The sequence below is a fragment of the Nonomuraea sp. NPDC001699 genome, assembly GCF_053596455.1.
Window position 1 is genome coordinate 132,488 of sequence record NZ_JBSFGF010000007.1, and the last position, 16,903, is coordinate 149,390.

The window sequence follows — 16,903 nt, forward strand, 5'->3', positions numbered from 1 at the left end:
GTGCCGGGGAAACGCGAGAGGAACAGCCGCCGAGTAATCTCCTTCATTCCCGGGCGGCTTTATTCGGACGCGCCATAATTCGCCGCCATCCGGCGTTCGACCATCAGGAACACCTGATTCAGCAGATAACCGAGAACGCCGAGCACGGTGACGGCGGCCCACATGCCCGGCAGGTCGAAGGAACGCTGCGCCGCGCGCAATCGGAAACCGACGCCGTCGGTGGCGAAGAACTCGGCGATGACCATGAGGATCAGCGCGAGCGACAGGCTGAGCCGCAACCCGGCCAGGATCTTCGGGGCCGCCGACGGCAGCACGACCCGCAGCAGGCGCTGACCGGCCGACAGCCTGAAGACCCGCGCGGTGTCCAGGTGCAGCCGGTCGACGTTGCGGGCGCCGTCGGCGGCGTTGATCAGCACCGGCCAGACGATGCCGCACGCGATGGTCGCGACCTGCATGAGCGTGCCCGTCGAGAACAGCGCCAGGAACACCGGCAGCAGCGCCGGCGGCGGCAGCGCCCGGCAGAACTGCACGGCCGGGTCCACGAACCTGGCCAGCAACGGCGAACGGCCCATGGCGACCCCGGCCGCCACACCCGCGACGCCGGCCACCACCCACCCGGTCAGCAGCCGGCCCAGGCTGCGGGAGAGGTCGTCCAGGGCCGCCCGGCTGATCCACAGGTCGCCCAGGCGCAGCGCGATCGTGGACGGCGGCGGGAAGTAGGGGTTGCCCGCCGCCCTGGTGGCCAGCTCCCAGAGGGCCACGACGACCGGGACGGCCCACAGCCGTGCCAGGGACCTGATCACCGGGCCGCTCCCGTCAGGGCCGTGTGCCAGCGCAGCAGCCGCCGGGAGGCGTGGGCGAGCAGCGTGTTGGTGAGCAGGCCGAGCGCGCCGGCCCACAGGGTGGCGGCGATGGTCAGGCGCAGGCCGTCCGGGCTGCTCTCGGCCACGATGATGAAGTGCCCGATGCCGCTCGTCCCGGCCAGCAGCTCGGTGCTGACGGCCAGGATCAGGGCGATGGCCGCGGCCACCCGTACGCCGGTCGCCACGAACGGGGCCGCGCTCGGCAGGCTGACCCGCCACAGCACGGCCGGCGGGCCGAACCCGAAGGCCCGCATCGTCTCCTTGGCCAGCGGGTCGACCTCGCGCAGGCCGTACATGGTGTTGAGCAGGACGGGCCAGGTGGCGGCGTACACGATCATCGCGACCTCCGTCTCCAGCCGGCCGGTGAAGACGAACGCGGCCAGGGGGATGAGCGCCACCGAGGGGATGGGCCGCAGGAACTCCAGCACGGGACGCAGGGCCCGCTCGACCGGCGGCACGCTGCCCAGCAGCAGCCCGGCGGGCACGGCCACCGCCACGGCGGTCAGCAGGCCGAGCGCCCACGCGCCGCACGTGGCCAGCACGTCGGCCAGGAAGGCGGGGTCGGCGGCGAGCCCGGCGGCGGTGACCAGCACCGCCGAGACGAGCGGCAGCTCCAGCTGGGAGACCAGCCCGAGACGGCCGGCCGCCTCGGCGGCGCACAGCAGCATGACGGTGCCCGCCACGCCGCACACGGCGGCGCTGTCGAAGGGACGGGAGGGGATCAGGCGCACGGCGGCGCCTCGGCGCCGGGGGAGTAGGGCGGCAATGTCTCGGCTCTCCGGAGCATCGGTCCGGCCGTGCGTCACCATGCGTCACCGTGGCGGGCCGGAAGGCGGGCAGAGAGGAACGCAAGTCACAGTAACCGAGCCGTCCGACAGGGAAATTCCGGCCACGATAAACGGCCGGTCCCTTTCGCTGGATCCGGCGTCACATTTCCCGGGAGCGGCGCTTTTTCGGCCCGCCTGATAATGCGAAATTCCCGCCCGGGTTCACCGTCCGTAGAGTTCGAGTTCGTTCAGCATGCTGCAGGAGTCGCCGATCTCGGCGTCGCAGTCGTCGGTCGGCTCGGTGACGATCATGACGTGCGCGCCGGTGCGGGCCACCGTGTGGTAGCGCATGGCGTAGTCGGTCCGGTCCTCGATGGTGACGACGGGCTCGCCCCAGGTGCGGCCGTCGGCGGAGACGTACACGCGGGCGCCGGCCGCGTGCCCGGGGCGCAGGCTGATGCCGACGCGGTTGATCGCGTACGGGCGGTCGAGATGCAGGACGTACCGGCCGGGGCCGGCGGCGACGGCGCTGGACCAGTAGTCGGTGCTGCCGTCGAAGGCGCCCACCGGGCCGGTGCGCCGGTGGCCGGCGGCGGTCCAGCGCATGTCGGTGTCCACCGTGAGCGAGCCCCGGTGGTACAGGCCCGACAGGTCGATCAGGTCGGGGCCGGGGGCGGTGACGGTGAACAGGCGGCGCTTGATGGCGTACCAGCCGCCGTTCTCGAACTTGCCGTGAGCCGGGCAGGCCGACTCGTTGAGCAGCCCGTCGGGGCGCACGCCGGGCAGCTTGCAGTTGTCGAACACCTGGATCAGCCGGTGCGGGCCGATCGCGGCCACGGCGGTGTAGCCGGAGGAGCCGTGCACGTCCCGCACGCCGTCGCTGTTGCGGTACGTCACCGTCTGCTGCCGCCACTCCTCGCCGATCCCGTCGGGGGCGACCGCCAGCCAGTTGTGCGGACGCCCGGCGCTGAGCACGAGCACGCCGTCGGGCATCAGCAGCAGCCGCGGCGCCACGCCGCGCACCAGGCAGTCCTGGCCGTCGATGCGCAGCGGCCGGACCGGCGACCAGGTGCGGCCGCCGTCGGACGAGCGGCTCTGGTGCAGCGTGGAGGGCGGCTCGCCGTCCCTGCGCAGCACCGCCAGCAGGGAGCCGTCGAGCGTCTGGGCGAGGGCGGTCTCGTTGTAGACGAAGGGCGCCTGGGGAGGGGCGATCACGCCGCGCCGGGCGAACGTGCGGCCGCCGTCGTCGCTGGCGAACACCTCCGGCTGGTAGGTCTCGGACTCGCCCTGGCGGATGTAGGCCGTGAACAGGATCGTGCCGTCGGCGAGCTGGATCGGCAGGCCGTGCGCGGCGCCGCCGGCGGCCTCGGCGTCCGGCGAGGAGACCGTCGCCTCCCAGCGCACCCAGCTCTCGCTGTCGGGGGAGCGGGAGGAGAGCACGCCGAGCTTGGCGGTGCCCGGCCCGGAGCGCCGCAGGTAGTACTCCAGGGCGAGCAGCGTGCCGTCGCGCAGCTCGATCGGCGCCTCCCGCAGCGGGGTCCGGTTGCTCGCGCCGAACGTGACGCCGCCGTCCTCGGAGGTCGCCGACTCGCTGGAGAGGGTGACGACCTTGTCCACGTTCGTGGCGTAGGTGACGAGGAGCTTGCGCACCGGCGCGCCGCCCCGGCCCACCGTGTCGAGGGCCGCCACGCTCGGGAACCCGGCGAAGTCGAGCCGCTGCTCCGACGACGGCTCGCGCTCGGCCGGCGTCGGATACGGATAAATCCAGCGCGGTGAGACATCAGTGTCGGTCAGGTAAGGCCCCTCCGGAACCGACTTGCCGGTGAACTCCGGCAGGCGGCAGAACGTCTCCGGGGCGTGCGCCACCCCGTGGACCGCGGGCAGGCCGGCGGCCAGGAACACCGCCGCCAGCGCGGCTCTGGGCATCGCCACCGGGCACTCCTCTCTGTCGTCGCCGCTCGTGCGCGGCCGCCTCGCGACGGGCGAGGGCTCTGCCTTATCTCTGCCCCCTTCAGCCCCTGTTCATTTGCTCGCGTCCCTTCGTTCACCTGCGTCCCAGGGTTGCCAACAGCGGTTCCCATAGGTATTCGTTAAGTGTCAGTTGACAGCGAGGGGGCGCGAGCCGAGGATCGGAGCTGCAGGATTAAGTGGCAATTTACGTAGCAGGGACCCTCGGGTCTGGAGGTGGCCTCAGATGAGCATCGAGCCCAGGGCGCGAGTCGCCCCCGAGCGCGTGCCGCCGGTCTGGGAGGCGGACCCGGCGCCGGTGGCGCCGGAGACGGCGGCGCAGCAGAAGGTCGTCCAGCGCATCTGCGCCAGGGTGGCCCCCGGAGGGGTCGAGGTCGGCGTCGGCGAGCTGCCGCCCGGCGGCCTGCAGGTGTGGATCGACGCCCCCGTCCACGTCGACCCGCGCGAGTCATGGGTGCTGTACCACCGCATGGCCCGCGAGGTCAGCCTCGTCGGCTGGCACTGCGAGGCCGACAGCGACCGGCTGCTGGTGCTCGGCTGGAGCGCCGCCTGCCTGCACAACCGCATCCGGCTGCTGCAGAGCGGCCTGAAGCGGCTGGGCGACTTCGAGCACACCGCGCAGCGGGCCGTGCAACTGGAGGGCGAGGACCCGCGGGGCCGCACCGCGGCCGAGGTCGCCGCCGCCACCCGCGCCGCCGTCGAGCGGCGGCTGCGCTGGCCGGCCCGGCTGGCCGAGCTCGACGGGTTCGACCGCAGCTCGGGCCTGGCCCACCTGCAACTCCTCCTGGCCCAGGTGGTCGGGCTGGAGTCGAAGGTGGCCACGGCCTGCGAAGAACACCTGATCATGGCCCGCGCCCTCGCGTGGGCCGTCTGCGAGCACTACTCAGCCCACGGCGACCTGCCCAGGGCACAGCGCGAGGTGCTGGCCGAGACCCGCCGGTGGGTGCACGCCAGCTCGATCATCCGCGGCACGGCCACCGTACGGCCGGCCGGCGTGCCCCGTCCGCACATGGGGCTGACCGAGCGCCGGATCGCCGCGAGCGTCATCAACCACGGCATGCCGAGGGCGACCCCCACGGCCGTCATCCCCCGCTCCGGCCACCAGGAGGGCACGTGACGACCCAGGTGCCGCTCCACGGCGGGCGGCAGCACGCACAACCCGTACGAACCCTGTAGGAGAGCTCCCGTCATGCGAACCCCACCGCATCTGCCCGCGCTCGTCCGGCACGAGTCATCCGACACCGAACGCACCCGCGCCCGCCGCCACCCCTACGGCCCGCACGAGGTGCCCGTGCAGGCCGCGCCGCGCGGCTCACTCGACTTCCCCGCCCCCACGGCCGTCCCGCCGGCGCCCTTCGAGGCGTTCACCGAGCAGCGGCTGCGTGAGATCAGGGAGATGTCCACCCAGGCCATCGGCTCCATCGACGACCTCCTCCAGCACACCGCCTGACGTGATATCGCATCCCCCGAGGAGAGCCATGCAGGGACTATCGCGAGTGGAACTGCGGCCGCGTGACGTGGGCGCCCACCGACCGCGTTCGCTGGCGGGCACCGAGACCCCGCACACCCTGGACGAGGTACGCGCCCTCGTCCGCCGGGCCATGGTGAGCAAGAGCCGCCTCTACCCGGTCAGCACCGGCAGGAACTGGGGCATGGGCTCCGCGCTGCCGGTCACCGAGGACAACGTCGTCGTCGACCTCAGCCAGATGAACCGCATCCGCGGCCTCGACCTGGAGACCGGCCACGCCGTCATCGAGCCCGGTGTGACCCAGGCCCAGCTCGCCGAGGCGCTGCGGGACACCCCCTGGATGCTCAACGTGACGGCCTCCTGCGCCGACACCTCCGTGATCGGCAACGCCCTCGAACGCGGCGACGGCTGCTTCCGCTCCCGGGTCCACGACATGGCCGGGCTGGAGGTCGTGCTGGCCGACGGCAGCGTGATCACCACCGGCGGGCTCGACCCCACCGGCGTCTACCACGGCCGGGTGGCCGGGCCCGACCTGACGGCCGCGTTCGTCCAGCACAACCTGGGCGTCGTCACCGCCATGGCCGTCGCGCTGGTGCCGCGTCCGGAGACGATCGGGCTCGTGCACGCGCGCATCCGGCGCGACCAGATCGGCGCCGCGATCGGCGCGATGGCCGGGTTCCTGCGCCGCGGCAACCCCGCCGACGGGCTCATGCGGATCCGCGAGCTCGCCCTCGCGCCCGCCCGCGACAACGGCTGGCTGCTGCCGGCGGGCGTGGACACCGGCAAGTTCACCGTCCTCGGGCCGCTGCTCGGCACCGACGCCGCCGTCGAGCTGGCCGAGGAGATGCTGCGCAAGGCGCTCATCGAGGTCGAGGGCGGCGAGACGCTGCGCGTGCTCGACGCCGCCGCGGTCGGCCCCGACGACCCGCTCTACACCAGGGCGCTCACCGCCCAGGGCATCCCGACCTGCCAGGGCGTGCGCAACGCGCTCGGCGTCACGTCGTGCGAGCAGATCGACGCCGGCCGCATGGGCTTCCTCGTGCTGCTGCCGCTGATGCCGCTGCACGCCGCCAGGACCGAGCGCATCATGGACGCCCTCCAGTCCGCGGTCGACACCTACGGCACCGGCCTGATGGTGGAGTGGAACCTGGTCAGCCCGCACATGGCCAACGCCGTCATCCAGATCTTCTTCCACGGCGCCGACCCCGACGCCGCCCACCGCGCCCACCAGCTCCGCAACGAAGCGGGCAACCTGCTGCGCGGCAACGGCTGCGCCATCTACCGCTCCGACATCGACCACGCCGCCGCCGACGTCTGGTCCGAGACCAGCACCGCCGGCCTCGGCATGCTCCACCGGCTCAAGACCGCTCTCGACCCGGACGGCCTGATCTCCCCCGGCCGTTACGGCGCCTGACCCCGAACCACCACCACGCCGGTCGCACCACCGGAGTGTGCCGGCCGGCGTGGAACCCGAGGCTTTCCTGCGAGGAGGACCGAGTGCGTGAGACACCAGTGGCCGTCAGGGGAACCGGCGTGACCCGCCGTCACGCCGTCATGCTGCGGCTGGTCGGCGCGGGCGTGATGCTGACCGTGATGGCCGACACCACGGCCACCACCCTGGCCGTCGGCGTGCTGCGTTACACCCCTGCGGGCGCCGGCATGCCGCTCGGCGACCTGGTCTGGCTGACCAGCGCCGCCTTCATCCCGATCGCCGCGCTGCTGGCCACGGCCGGGCGGTGGGCCGACCTGTTCGGCCGCCGCCGGGTGCTGGCGTTCGGGCTGGTGGTGTTCGTGGCCGGCGGGGTGGCCACCGTGGCCGCGTCGTCCTGGTCGTTCGTGCTGGCCGCGCGGGCGGTGCAGGGCGCGGGCGCGGCGGCGATGATCCCGGCCAGCCTGGGGCTGCTGCTCGGCGAACTGCCCGAGTCGCAGCGCCGGGGCGCGATCGCCCTGTGGAGCTCGGCCTCCGGGCTAGGCTGCCTGCTCATGCAGGCCGGCGGCGGCTGGCTGGCCGCCACCGTCGACTGGCGCGCCCTGTTCGTGCCCGACGTCGTCATCGGCATCGCGCTGCTGATCGCCTGCGCCGCTCTGCCGTCCGGCAGGCGCACCACGGCCAAGGGCGTGCCGGACGTGCTCGGCGCGTGGCTGCTGGCCGCCGGGATCGCGGTGATCGTGCTGGCCATCTCCAAGGCCATGGCCTGGGGCCTGGACGTCGTGTGGCTGGCCGTCGCGGCCCTCGCGCTGCTCGGCGGCGCGCTGGCCCAGGCCAGGCACCACCGCCTGCCCGCCATCGACCTGGCGCTGTGGCGGCAGCGCAAGTTCGTCTGGGGCTGGCTGGCCACCTGGTTCTTCGGCGCCCTGTCGTACGGGCTGCTCACCGTGCAGCCGCTGTACCTGCTGCACCTGGGCTACCCGATGCTGGAGGTGGCCATGTGGCTGACGCCCACCTCGGTGGCCGTCGTCGTGACCAGCTACCTGGCCGGCAAGCTGCTCAAGCACATCGGCGCGTACGGCCTCATCTACGCGGGCTCGCTGCTCTGCGGCGGCGCGTGCGTGCTCGTGCTGACCCAGTCAGGGCCGACCGTGTGGGGCCTGATCGCCAGCGTCGTGGTCGGCATGGGCGTCGGCGCGCTGGCGCCGGGCACCTCCGTGGCCACCACCCTGGCCGCCCACCCCAGCCAGTACGCCTCCGCCGTGGGCGCGGCCACCATGGCCCGCATGGTCGGCGGGGCCGTCGGCATCGCCGTGGTGTCCCTCGTCATCGACCACCCGTTCATCCTCACCGGCCCGCTGGCCGGGCTGGCCGGCGCGCTCGCCATGTGCGTGGCCATCTCGGTGTTCATCGGGGCCATCGCCCTCACCAAGATCACCCGGCTGCGGACCGACCCGGGCGACGACATGATCAAGGTGCCGCGCCGGCTGCTGCTGGAGTTGCGCATGACCCTCGCCACCGTCGCGGCGGAGGCCGACGCGCTGCTGCCTGCCGAGACCCGCACGACCCCCAGGGATCACATCCCGAGGCCCCGGGCCGCCGAGAGCTCGGAGACCTACGGAACCACGCACGTCTAGTTCAACCTCAAGAAGGGCTCTCGTCATGGCAACCACATCGTGCGACGTGGCCATCGTCGGCGCCGGGCTCGGCGGCTGCTTCCTCGCACTGCTGCTGCGCCGCCGCGGACAGCGCGTCGTCGTCATCGAGCAGGGACCCTCGATCCCGAGCGCGGGCGCCGACTTCCTCAAGCCCCCCGGCCTGCGGGTGCTGGCCCGCCACGGGCTGGCCGAGCTCGTCGAGCGCCACGGCCTGCGGCGCGACCTCATCCGCTACTACCACGACGGCGAGCCGATCAGGGAGTGCCGCTTCCCCGACGGCGGCTTCCTCATCCGCCCCTACCGCGAGCTGGTCGAGCTCATCTACGCCTGCTGCGCGATGGAGGGCGTCGAGTTCGTCTTCGACGCCGCCATCGAGCACGTCGAGCGCGACGGCGACCGCATCGAGCTGCTGACGCTGTCCGACGGCGGCCGGCTGCGCGCCGACGTGGTCGTGGGCGCCGACGGCACCAAGTCGGCCGTGCGCCGGGCGCTCGACATCGACCAGGTCGCCATGCCGTACGACCGGCTGCTGATGCGGGTGGCCACCGTGCCGCTGAGCGCCAGCGTCGCCCAGCTCAACCGGCTCTACTTCAGCTCCGGCGGCTGGCTGGCCTACCTCTACCCGCTCGACCGGGACCAGGCCCGGGTGTTCGTCGGCCTGCCCCCCGAGCAGGACGACGAGGTCTTCGGCCGGGGCGCCACCAGCCTGCCCGACATGCTGAAGGGCTTCGTCACCGACAGCACCGACGCCTTCGGCTCCCTCCAGGCCGCCGCCTGGCAGCCGATCAAGGTCTCGTCGTTGCGGGTGGGTGCGTACCACCGGGGCAACGCCGCGCTGCTCGGCTCGGCCGCCTTCGCCTGCCACCCCATGACCGGCATGGGCATGAGCTACACCCTGTACGACGCCGAGATCCTGGCCGACGTCATCTCCGCGGCCGACGGCGACCTGCCGCTGCTCGACAAGCTGCTCCAGGCCCGCTACGAGCCGCGCCGCCAGGCGCACCGCCAGCTCATCGACTACGGCGACGCCCTGGCCACCACCTTCCACGACCGGCGGGCGTACCTGCGGGCCTTCCGCGCCGACCTGCACATCTACGGCGACGAGGCCGCCCCGCGCACGACCCCCGCGCTCCAGCCGATCTGACCCCCTCCGGCCTCCGGAGGAGGTCACCGCGCCCCCGCCGGGTCAGAGTCCGGCGGGCGGCGCGGCCGGGCCCCGGTAGGGCAGGGTCTGGCTGTAGACGATGTTGGTCGTGGTGCCGCCGAACCGGGCCAGCTCGTCGATGACCCGTTCGAGGTGCGGCATCGAGCCCGCGGCGACCTTCAGCGTGTAGCAGTCCTCGCCCGTGGTGCGCAGGCACTCAAGGATCTCCGGACGCTCGCCCAGCAGGCGGCGCAGCGGCTCGTGCCGGCTGCCGGGGTACTTCAGGCGCACGACGGCCAGCACGCCGAACCCCACCTTGCCCAGGTCGACCTCGGCCCGGTAGCCGGCGATGACGCCCAGCGCCTCCAGCCGCCTGACCCGCTCGGTCGTCGCCGAGGCGCTGAGATTGACCCGGCGGCCCAGCTCGGTCAGGGGCACCCGGCCCTCGCGCTGGAGCTCCACCAGGATCGCCCAGTCGGTCTCGTCGAGATCCTCGGCCATCCGGCGAATATACCGGTAGATCCCCGGCGAACCCCGCCGTACGCCGTGAGCAGGGCCTTCAGCCGGGCAGGACGGCCTGGATAGCCTCGGTGTCATGAGAATCGGCGTGAACGTACCGAACTTCGGGCCCGGCACCGACCCCGCCACGCTGCGACGATGGGCGCTGACCGCCGAGTCCCTCGGCTACGACCTGCTGATGATCTCCGACCACGTCGCGATCACGCCCGACGTCGCCGAGCAGTACCCGCCCCCCTTCTACGAGCCGTTCACCACGCTCGCCTGGCTGGCCGGGATCACCACGCGGATCAGGCTCGGCACCTCGGTGCTCATCGTGCCGTACCGGCATCCCCTGGTCATGGCCAGGATGGCGGCCAACCTCGACCGGTTCAGCGGCGGGCGGCTGGTGCTCGGCGTCGGCGTCGGCTGGGCGCGGCAGGAGTTCGACGCGCTCGGGGTGCCGTTCGAGCGGCGCGGGCGGCTGACCGACGACCACCTCCAGGCCATGCGCGCCGCCTGGTCGGCCGCCGACGACTACCGCGCCGGGCCGATCCCCTTCTGGGTGGGCGGCAACGGCGAGGCCGGCCTGCGCCGCGCCGTACGGCTCGGCCAGGCGTGGCACCCCCTGCGCAACACCCTGCCCTGGCTGCGGGAGGCCGCCGGGCGGCTGGCGGACACCGCGGACGAGCTGGGACGCCCGGCGCCCGCGTTCGCCCCCCGCATCCTCCTGCGCCTGACCGCCGAGCCGGTCACCGGCCCCCGCCGCCACGCCGGGGAGGGCACCCTCGACCAGGTCCTGGCCGACCTCGACGAGCTACGGCTGCTCGGCGCCGACACCGTCGTGCTCGACCCGTTCGCCGGGGACCCCGCCGAGACGCTGCACCCCCAGACGGCCTGGCACGCGCTCGCCACCGTCGCCGACCACTGGGACCTCGACCCCCGCGACCCCCGCGACCCGTCCAAGGAGAACGACCATGACACCCGATGACGAGACCTTCCTGCGCCGGGCCATCGAGCTCGCCGCCCGCGCCCGCGCGGGCGGCGAGGCCCCCTTCGGCTCGCTGCTGGTCGGCCCCGGCGGCGACGTGCTGGCCGAGGAGCACAACACGGTCCTCGGCGACCGCGACATCTCCGCCCACCCCGAGCTGAAGCTCGCCCGCTGGGCCGCCCGCGAGCTGGACCCCGGGACCGCGGCGGCCACCACCATGTACACGAGCTGCCAGCCGTGCGGCATGTGCGCGGGCGCCATCGAACGCTCCGGCCTCGGCCGCGTGGTGTACGCCCTGTCGAACGAGCAGCTCGCCGGCCTCAAACCCGGCCCCGGCTGGCCGCACGTGCCCCAGGACGGCCCGGCGCTGTACGCCGAGGCCACCGCCCCGCTGGAGGGCTACTACCGCTGACCGCCCGCCCCGGCGGCGGCCCCCGATGGTAGGGCCTGCACCACCACGAGGAAGGGTGACAGCGGGGGTCCGCCGGAGCGCCGCCGCCGCGATGCTGATGAGTGATCACACCGGCATCGTCAGCATCGGAGAGAACCTTGACCGTGGTGGAAACCCCTCGCGCCGCGTCCCGGGGGAGCGACTTCGCGCACCTGTCGCGCCGCATCGCCCAGGCGGGGCTGATGGAGCGGCGGCCCGCCTACTACGTGATCAGGATCGGCCTGGTGGCCGCCCTGTTCGCCGGAGGGTGGACGCTGTTCGCCACGGTCGGCGACTCCTGGTGGCAGCTCGGCGTCGCGGCGCTGCTGGCCGTCGCCTTCGCCCAGGTCACGCTGCTGGCCCACGACCTGGCGCACGGCCAGGTGTTCCGGTCGCGGCGCCGGAGCAGGATCGCCGGGCTGCTGGTCGGCAACCTGACCGTCGGGCTCAGCTACGGCTGGTGGATGGACAAGCACACCCGCCACCACGCCAACCCCAACCACGAGGACCACGACCCCGACGTCGCGCCCGACATCCTCATCTGGTCACGGCGGCAGGCCGAGGTCAGCCGCGGGCTGCCCCGTTTCATCGGCCGCTGGCAGGCGTTCCTGTTCTTCCCGCTGCTCACCCTTGAGGGGCTGAACCTGAAGGTGGCCGGCTTCCGCGCGCTGCCCAGGGTGAAGGGCGGCCGTACCGAGGGGCTGCTGCTGGTCGCGCACAACCTGGCCTACCTGGCCGGGGTGTTCGCGGTGCTGCCGCCCGGCAAGGCGCTCGTCTTCCTCGCCATGCACCAGGCGTGCTACGGCGTCTACCTGGGGTGCACGTTCGCCCCCAACCACAAGGGCATGCCGGTGCTCACCGCCGAGGACTCCCTGGACTTCCTCCGCCGCCAGGTGCTGACCTCCAGGAACGTGCGCGGCGGCCGGCTGATGAACGTCGCGCTCGGCGGGCTCAACTACCAGATCGAGCACCACCTGTTCCCCGGCATGCCGTCGGCCAACCTGCGCCGCGCCCGGCCCGTCGTCCGCGAGTACTGCCGCGAGCTGGGCGTCGAGTACGCCGAGTGCGGGCTCGTCGAGTCGTGGGCCCAGGCCATGCGCCACCTGCACGCCGTCGGAGCGCCGCTGCGCGCCCCTCAGGAGGTGACCACCAGTTCCAGCCCCTCCTGATCCTCCCGGATCTCATGGCCGGCCCCGGCCAGGACCATCCGCAGCGCGAGCAGGACCGCGGTGCGGATGGTCTCGTACTTCACCAGGTGCGCGGCCGTCGTACTGCCTGCCGGACCCCAGACGACCACCACACCCCGGGACGGGTCGAGCCAGACGGTCAGACCGCCGTCGACCGGCATCGGGGACGGCTCGACGCTGAAGCCCGCCTCGGTCAGTTCCTGCCGGACCACGACTTCCAGATCCGGCCCATCGCCTCGGGCGAAGTCCATCAGAGTCCGCTGCCCCCTGCGGCGCGCGCCGAACGCGCCGCTTCGGAAGTGTGGCGGTTGTGTAAGGATGGCGGCTGTGACCGCCGCGTCAATCTGGCTGCGCCTGTCGCGGGCCGTCGTGTTCGCGACGGTCTGCGGTTTCGTGTCCGCGGCGGGGCACCTGCTGGCCGGGGGCGGGGCCGTCCCGCTGTGGGGCTGCGCGCTGGGGGTGCTGGCCGCCCTCGCCGCCGCCGTCCTGGTCGACGGGCGCGAGCGCGGCCCCGCGGCCGTCCTGGCCGCCACCACGGTCACCCAGCTCGTGCTGCACCAGCTCTTCGAACACCTCGCGCCCGCCGCCGGCCCCGCCTCCGGGCACGGCCATCCCGCGCCCGCCATGGCGCTGGTCCACCTCACCGTGGCGGCGCTGACGGCGTGGTGGCTGCACCGCGGCGAGCGCGCGCTGTGGCTCATGATCCGCCTGTACGCCGCGCCGCCTCCGGTCATCGGCCTGCTGCTCCTCGCGCCGGTCGAGGTGACGATCCCGCCGCGGCGTCCCCCGGCGCACGCCGACGTCCCCACTCCGACGGGCAGGATCGCCTGCCGCACGCTCACCCGGCGAGGACCACCCCGGCGGCTCCGCCTCCGCTGAAGTCCCGCGTCCGCTCACGACGCGTTCTCCCGCCTGTCCGTGCCCGGACGGCGCCCCGGCGCCGGTCCGGCCGTCCGCATCGGAGTCTCCATGAAGTCCTCCTGGCCCGTCCGCCTGGCCTCGCTCGCCTGCGCCGCCCTCCTGGCGGTGCTGCCGTCCACCGCGGCGCTCGCCCACGACGCGCTGAAGAGCAGCTCGCCGGCCAAGAACGCCCAGCTCGCCACGCTGGAGCAGATCGAGCTGGAGTTCAACGCCCACGTCCAGTTCCCGTTCGTCGTGCTGCACGACGCGGCGGGCAAGGCCGTCGAGGTCGGCAAGCCCCGGCTCGACGGGCCCAAGGTGTTCGCCGACGTGCCCCGCCCGCCCGCGCCCGGTTCGTACGTGATCGCCTGGCGTGTCGTGTCCTCGGACGGACATCCGATCGAAGGCGAAATCCCGTTCGTCATGAAAGGATCAGTTTCGCAACCGGCAGCGGCGCCCTCGACCGTCGGGGAACCGCCCGCCGCGACGGGCGTCCCCGGCTGGATCTGGGGCGGGCTGGCGGTGCTCGTCGTGCTGGGCGCGTTCCTCCTGATCAGGGGTGCGCGCCGCGGCCCTGACCGGGAGGACGTGGATGCTGGTTGAGCGCGCCAGGCAGCTCGCGCGGCAGTGGGTGCTCGACGAGGGCGTCGGCCTGCCGGGGTTCGAAGGGGCGTTCCTGACCGGGTCCGCGCTGTGGGCGGCCCCGGGCACGGAGCTGGGCCCCACCTCCGACGTGGACGTGATGGTGGTCGCCGACCCGCCGCCCGCGATCGGCAAGTTCCGCTACGAGGGCGTCCTGCTGGAGGTCTCAGGCATCGCCCGCGTCGGCACCACCCACGAGGTGCTGAGCGACTACCACCTGGCCGGCAGCTTCCACCTGCCCAGCGTGCTGGCCGACCCGACCGGGCGGCTGGCCGAGATCCAGCGCCTGGTGGCCCGCGACTTCGCCGAGCGGCCCTGGATCATCGCCCGCTGCACGCAGGCGATGGACCGGGTGCGTGGCTGGATCAACTCCATGGACGAGAACGCGCCCGTCCCCGAGCAGGTGGCGGCCTGGTTGTTCGGCACCGGCGTGACCACGCACGTCCTGCTGGTCGCCGGGCTGCGCAACCCGACCGTGCGCCGCCGGTACGCCGCCGTGCGCGACCTGCTGGCCGGGCACGGCCGCCTCGACTGGCACGAGCACCTGCTCGACCTGCTGGGCTGCGCGCGGATGACCGTCGAGCGGGTGGAGCGGCACCTGGCGGCGCTGGAGAAGGTCTTCGACGCCACTTCCGGGCTGCGGGCGCCCTCCTACCGCTTCACCTCCGACATCACGCCGGAGGCGCGGGCGGTGGCCATCGACGGCAGCCGCGAGCTGGTCGACGCCGGTCTTCACCGGGAGGCGGTCTTCTGGCTGGTCGCCACATACGCCCGCTGCCTGGACAAACGCGCCGCCGCCGGCGCGCCGCCCGGGTACGAGGAGGGCTTCCAGGAGCTGCTGGCCGACCTCGGAGCCGCGACGTTCGCCGACCGGCGCCGCCGCGGCGACCACGTGCTGGCCGCCCTCCCCAGCCTGTGGCAGACGGCCATGGCACTGTGCTGACCGGCCCGAGGGCGCTGTGCCGACGGCGGCCGACCGCCGTGGGCCGGTCCGGGAAGACCGCGCGGGTCAGGTCCGGCGCAGCGAGCGGGTCAGGCCGGCGGCGATCGTCGTGGCCAGCACCCAGCCGGCCATGATGAGCCCCCAGGCCAGCCACTGCGCGCCGCCCTGCGGGTTGTAGGCCTTCTCCTGGCCGAGGTCGATGATCGGCAGCAGCAGGTCGAGGGTGTAGATCAGCGCGTGGAACGGCGGCGCCTCACCCGCCTTCAGCGGCGGCGGCACGTCGAGCCCGAACACGGCCGTGCCCGCGGCCAGCAGCGCGAGCAGCCAGGCCGCCGCGCGCAGGGGGCGGAAGCCGTAGCCGACGGTGACGTCCTGGAGGTGGCCCCAGGAGCGGGCGTACCAGGGGAGGGCCGCGCGGCGCTGCCGCTGGCCGGCCAGCAGGGTCTCGCGGGCGTCGGCGTCGCCGCCGAGCCGCCGGTACATGGAGGCCAGCTGCTCGTAGGCGCCCGGCAGGTAGCCGTCGGCGTCGGTACGCAGCCAGCGCAGCCGCCGCGCGGCCGGCAGCATGGGGTCGAGCACCTCGTACGACAGCCCGTCCATGCGCGTCGCCCGCGGCCAGCCGCCGGGGTCGTCCCGCAGGACGCCGATCCGCGCGTAACGTAAGTCCACCAGCCCCTCGACCGGCGCGGCCGGGCGCAGCGCCAGCTCGCGGACCTCCAGCCGCCAGCACTTCAGCGCCACCTCGCCCGGCGCCGCCAGGGTGGCGTCGTCGAGGCACAGGCGGCTGCCGATCTGGGCGCTGGTCAGCCTGATCCGGCCGTGGGCGGAGAAGCCGTCGCAGAGGTTGAGCACCTTGCCCACCGACAGGCCGTTGGCCGACAGGGCGGCCCCGCCGGGGTTGACCAGGGTCGCGCCCTCGAAGTGGACCGGGCCGGTGACCGTGGCGTCGAGCAGGCGGAACTCGCCCTCGGTGCGCAGCCCCCGCCAGGCCAGCAGCGAGCCGTTCACGGTGATCCCGTCGGCGCCGACCACCAGCCCGCCGGGGGCGCTCAGCCGCGCGCCCTCCAGGCCGAGGGTGCCGACGATGACCGAGCGGTTGAGGCGCACCTGGCCCTCGGTCGTCAGCCCGGCCAGGAAGAGCCCCGCCTCGGCGTTGAGCCCGGTGGCGCGCAGCGCGAGCCCGCCCGGCCGCCGGATGTGCGAGCCGCGCAGCGTCAGCGGGCCGGACACGCGGGCGAAGCGCACGCTGACCTCGCCGTCGGCCTCGATCTTCCGCGCGAACAGCCCGACCTGGACGATCAGGTTGGACGCCTCCAGGGCCGTGCCGCCCGGCGTGTTCAGGCGGGCCCGGTCCAGCTCGACCGCGCCGCCGATGCGGGCGGAGGACAGGACGAGCGTGCCGTCGCAGGCGAAGCCGTCCTGGGCGCGCAGGTGGCCGGCCACGTCGAGGTGCTCGCCGTTGAACGCCGTGCCCGCCGGATGGCTCAGGTGGGCGCCGTTGAGCACGAGGTTGCCGCTGATCCGGCCGCCGGGCAGCCGTAACTCGCCGGTGACGCGGGTGCCGGCCAGCCGCAGGTTGCCCTCGACCTGGACGTTCGAGGCGGTCAGGCCGGGCAGCAGCGAGCCGCTGAAGCTGAGGAAGCGGGTGCGGGCGTGGTAGAGGTCGGGGGCGGCGTCGAAGGCGCAGCCCTGGAAGGTGACGGGGAAGGCGAGCTCGGCGAACGCCAGCTGGAGCACGCCCGTGATCCGCGCCCCCGCCAGGATCAGCCGTGGCTTGGCGGCGGGCTCGTCGAACCCGCCGAGCAGCAGCCCGGCCAGCACCTCGCCCCGGACCGTACGCCCGGTGTCCCAGGACGCGGCGGCGGCGGGGTCGTCGGCGGCGGGGTCGCCGGCGCGCAGGTCGACCGCGCGGCCGTGCGCGAGCGCGGCGGCCACGGCCCGCTCGGCGTCGTTGAGATCGGCGATCGGCACACCGCCATCATCCCCGACCCCACCCCGCGACCGAACCGCCCGCGGTC

The 16,903-nt window shown here is 73.7% G+C and carries 17 protein-coding genes; 11 read left to right on the forward strand and 6 right to left on the reverse strand.

The genetic code is table 11. From position 1 onward, the window contains the following. Nucleotides 1-59: 59 nt before the first annotated feature. From ACWCSU_RS22370 to ACWCSU_RS22380, 3 genes are all read right to left on the reverse strand, one after another. The gene (locus tag ACWCSU_RS22370; protein WP_449937170.1) at nucleotides 60-803 is read right to left on the reverse strand and encodes an ABC transporter permease; all 744 of its coding nucleotides are present in this window, start codon (nucleotides 801-803) and stop codon (nucleotides 60-62) included. Further along, nucleotides 800-1,594: an ABC transporter permease gene (locus ACWCSU_RS22375; protein ID WP_364088089.1), complete on the reverse strand. Its 795-nt coding sequence runs from the start codon at nucleotides 1,592-1,594 to the stop codon at nucleotides 800-802. The genes ACWCSU_RS22370 and ACWCSU_RS22375 overlap by 4 nt, the downstream gene beginning before the upstream one ends. Nucleotides 1,595-1,852: 258 nt before the next feature. Continuing rightward, a complete protein-coding gene (locus ACWCSU_RS22380; RefSeq protein ID WP_449937645.1) occupies nucleotides 1,853-3,556 on the reverse strand; it encodes an exo-alpha-sialidase in 1,704 nt (567 codons plus the stop codon). A 268-nt stretch (nucleotides 3,557-3,824) separates the two neighbouring features. On the opposite strand from ACWCSU_RS22380, the gene ACWCSU_RS22385 reads away from it, so the two are divergent. The 5 genes from ACWCSU_RS22385 to ACWCSU_RS22405 all read left to right on the forward strand — a co-directional run bounded on the left by ACWCSU_RS22385 (nucleotide 3,825) and on the right by ACWCSU_RS22405 (nucleotide 9,297). After that, a complete protein-coding gene (locus ACWCSU_RS22385; protein WP_449937172.1) occupies nucleotides 3,825-4,715 on the forward strand; it encodes a hypothetical protein in 891 nt (296 codons plus the stop codon). A gap of 72 nt (nucleotides 4,716-4,787) precedes the next feature. After that, a complete protein-coding gene (locus ACWCSU_RS22390; RefSeq protein WP_357706531.1) occupies nucleotides 4,788-5,048 on the forward strand; it encodes a hypothetical protein in 261 nt (86 codons plus the stop codon). A 28-nt stretch (nucleotides 5,049-5,076) separates the two neighbouring features. Then, the gene (locus ACWCSU_RS22395) at nucleotides 5,077-6,480 is read left to right on the forward strand and encodes an FAD-binding oxidoreductase (RefSeq protein ID WP_449937175.1); all 1,404 of its coding nucleotides are present in this window, start codon (nucleotides 5,077-5,079) and stop codon (nucleotides 6,478-6,480) included. Nucleotides 6,481-6,563: 83 nt separating this feature from the next. Further along, complete coding sequence (locus ACWCSU_RS22400) at nucleotides 6,564-8,132, forward strand: MFS transporter (RefSeq protein WP_357706528.1); 1,569 nt, start codon at nucleotides 6,564-6,566, stop codon at nucleotides 8,130-8,132. 25 nt (nucleotides 8,133-8,157) lie between these two features. Beyond that, on the forward strand, nucleotides 8,158-9,297 hold the full coding sequence (locus ACWCSU_RS22405; RefSeq protein WP_357706525.1) for an FAD-dependent oxidoreductase: 1,140 nt from the start codon (nucleotides 8,158-8,160) through the stop codon (nucleotides 9,295-9,297). A 42-nt stretch (nucleotides 9,298-9,339) separates the two neighbouring features. On the opposite strand, the gene ACWCSU_RS22410 is transcribed toward ACWCSU_RS22405, so the two are convergent. Beyond that, on the reverse strand, nucleotides 9,340-9,798 hold the full coding sequence (locus tag ACWCSU_RS22410) for an Lrp/AsnC family transcriptional regulator (RefSeq protein WP_357706523.1): 459 nt from the start codon (nucleotides 9,796-9,798) through the stop codon (nucleotides 9,340-9,342). A gap of 94 nt (nucleotides 9,799-9,892) precedes the next feature. Here ACWCSU_RS22410 and ACWCSU_RS22415 point away from each other — a divergent pair, with 94 nt between their 5' ends. The 3 genes from ACWCSU_RS22415 to ACWCSU_RS22425 all read left to right on the forward strand — a co-directional run bounded on the left by ACWCSU_RS22415 (nucleotide 9,893) and on the right by ACWCSU_RS22425 (nucleotide 12,382). Beyond that, on the forward strand, nucleotides 9,893-10,783 hold the full coding sequence (locus tag ACWCSU_RS22415) for an LLM class flavin-dependent oxidoreductase (protein ID WP_449937180.1): 891 nt from the start codon (nucleotides 9,893-9,895) through the stop codon (nucleotides 10,781-10,783). Beyond that, entirely contained in the window at nucleotides 10,770-11,195 is a 426-nt protein-coding gene (locus tag ACWCSU_RS22420; protein WP_357706518.1) for a nucleoside deaminase, read from the forward strand. The genes ACWCSU_RS22415 and ACWCSU_RS22420 overlap by 14 nt, the downstream gene beginning before the upstream one ends. 221 nt (nucleotides 11,196-11,416) lie before the next feature. Further along, on the forward strand, nucleotides 11,417-12,382 hold the full coding sequence (locus ACWCSU_RS22425; RefSeq protein ID WP_364088784.1) for a fatty acid desaturase family protein: 966 nt from the start codon (nucleotides 11,417-11,419) through the stop codon (nucleotides 12,380-12,382). Here ACWCSU_RS22425 and ACWCSU_RS22430 read toward each other — a convergent pair. After that, nucleotides 12,349-12,651 carry a hypothetical protein gene (locus ACWCSU_RS22430; RefSeq protein ID WP_357706517.1) on the reverse strand — a complete coding sequence of 101 codons (303 nt, stop codon included), beginning with the start codon at nucleotides 12,649-12,651 and terminating at the stop codon, nucleotides 12,349-12,351. The two genes, ACWCSU_RS22425 and ACWCSU_RS22430, sit on opposite strands and share 34 nt — an antisense overlap. A gap of 76 nt (nucleotides 12,652-12,727) precedes the next feature. On the opposite strand from ACWCSU_RS22430, the gene ACWCSU_RS22435 reads away from it, so the two are divergent. From ACWCSU_RS22435 to ACWCSU_RS22445, 3 genes are all read left to right on the forward strand, one after another. Then, complete coding sequence (locus ACWCSU_RS22435; protein WP_449937183.1) at nucleotides 12,728-13,279, forward strand: hypothetical protein; 552 nt, start codon at nucleotides 12,728-12,730, stop codon at nucleotides 13,277-13,279. A gap of 90 nt (nucleotides 13,280-13,369) precedes the next feature. Further along, nucleotides 13,370-13,903 carry a copper resistance CopC family protein gene (locus tag ACWCSU_RS22440; protein ID WP_449937186.1) on the forward strand — a complete coding sequence of 178 codons (534 nt, stop codon included), beginning with the start codon at nucleotides 13,370-13,372 and terminating at the stop codon, nucleotides 13,901-13,903. Next, nucleotides 13,893-14,885, forward strand: a complete 993-nt coding sequence (locus tag ACWCSU_RS22445) for a hypothetical protein (RefSeq protein WP_449937189.1) — start codon at nucleotides 13,893-13,895, stop codon at nucleotides 14,883-14,885. The genes ACWCSU_RS22440 and ACWCSU_RS22445 overlap by 11 nt, the downstream gene beginning before the upstream one ends. Nucleotides 14,886-14,951: 66 nt before the next feature. Here ACWCSU_RS22445 and ACWCSU_RS22450 read toward each other — a convergent pair whose 3' ends face one another. Beyond that, a complete protein-coding gene (locus ACWCSU_RS22450; protein WP_449937191.1) occupies nucleotides 14,952-16,856 on the reverse strand; it encodes a hypothetical protein in 1,905 nt (634 codons plus the stop codon). Nucleotides 16,857-16,903 lie beyond the last annotated feature (47 nt).

Coding starts and splice junctions, on each gene's coding strand:
- ACWCSU_RS22415 (WP_449937180.1), top strand. CDS start 9,893: ATGAGAATCGGCGTGAACGTACCGAACTTCGGGCCCGGCACCGACCCC.
- ACWCSU_RS22405 (WP_357706525.1), top strand. CDS start 8,158: ATGGCAACCACATCGTGCGACGTGGCCATCGTCGGCGCCGGGCTCGGC.
- ACWCSU_RS22410 (WP_357706523.1), bottom strand. CDS start 9,798: ATGGCCGAGGATCTCGACGAGACCGACTGGGCGATCCTGGTGGAGCTC.
- ACWCSU_RS22420 (WP_357706518.1), top strand. CDS start 10,770: ATGACACCCGATGACGAGACCTTCCTGCGCCGGGCCATCGAGCTCGCC.
- ACWCSU_RS22390 (WP_357706531.1), top strand. CDS start 4,788: ATGCGAACCCCACCGCATCTGCCCGCGCTCGTCCGGCACGAGTCATCC.
- ACWCSU_RS22385 (WP_449937172.1), top strand. CDS start 3,825: ATGAGCATCGAGCCCAGGGCGCGAGTCGCCCCCGAGCGCGTGCCGCCG.
- ACWCSU_RS22430 (WP_357706517.1), bottom strand. CDS start 12,651: ATGGACTTCGCCCGAGGCGATGGGCCGGATCTGGAAGTCGTGGTCCGG.
- ACWCSU_RS22380 (WP_449937645.1), bottom strand. CDS start 3,556: ATGCCCAGAGCCGCGCTGGCGGCGGTGTTCCTGGCCGCCGGCCTGCCC.
- ACWCSU_RS22425 (WP_364088784.1), top strand. CDS start 11,417: ATGGAGCGGCGGCCCGCCTACTACGTGATCAGGATCGGCCTGGTGGCC.
- ACWCSU_RS22395 (WP_449937175.1), top strand. CDS start 5,077: ATGCAGGGACTATCGCGAGTGGAACTGCGGCCGCGTGACGTGGGCGCC.
- ACWCSU_RS22445 (WP_449937189.1), top strand. CDS start 13,893: ATGCTGGTTGAGCGCGCCAGGCAGCTCGCGCGGCAGTGGGTGCTCGAC.
- ACWCSU_RS22440 (WP_449937186.1), top strand. CDS start 13,370: ATGAAGTCCTCCTGGCCCGTCCGCCTGGCCTCGCTCGCCTGCGCCGCC.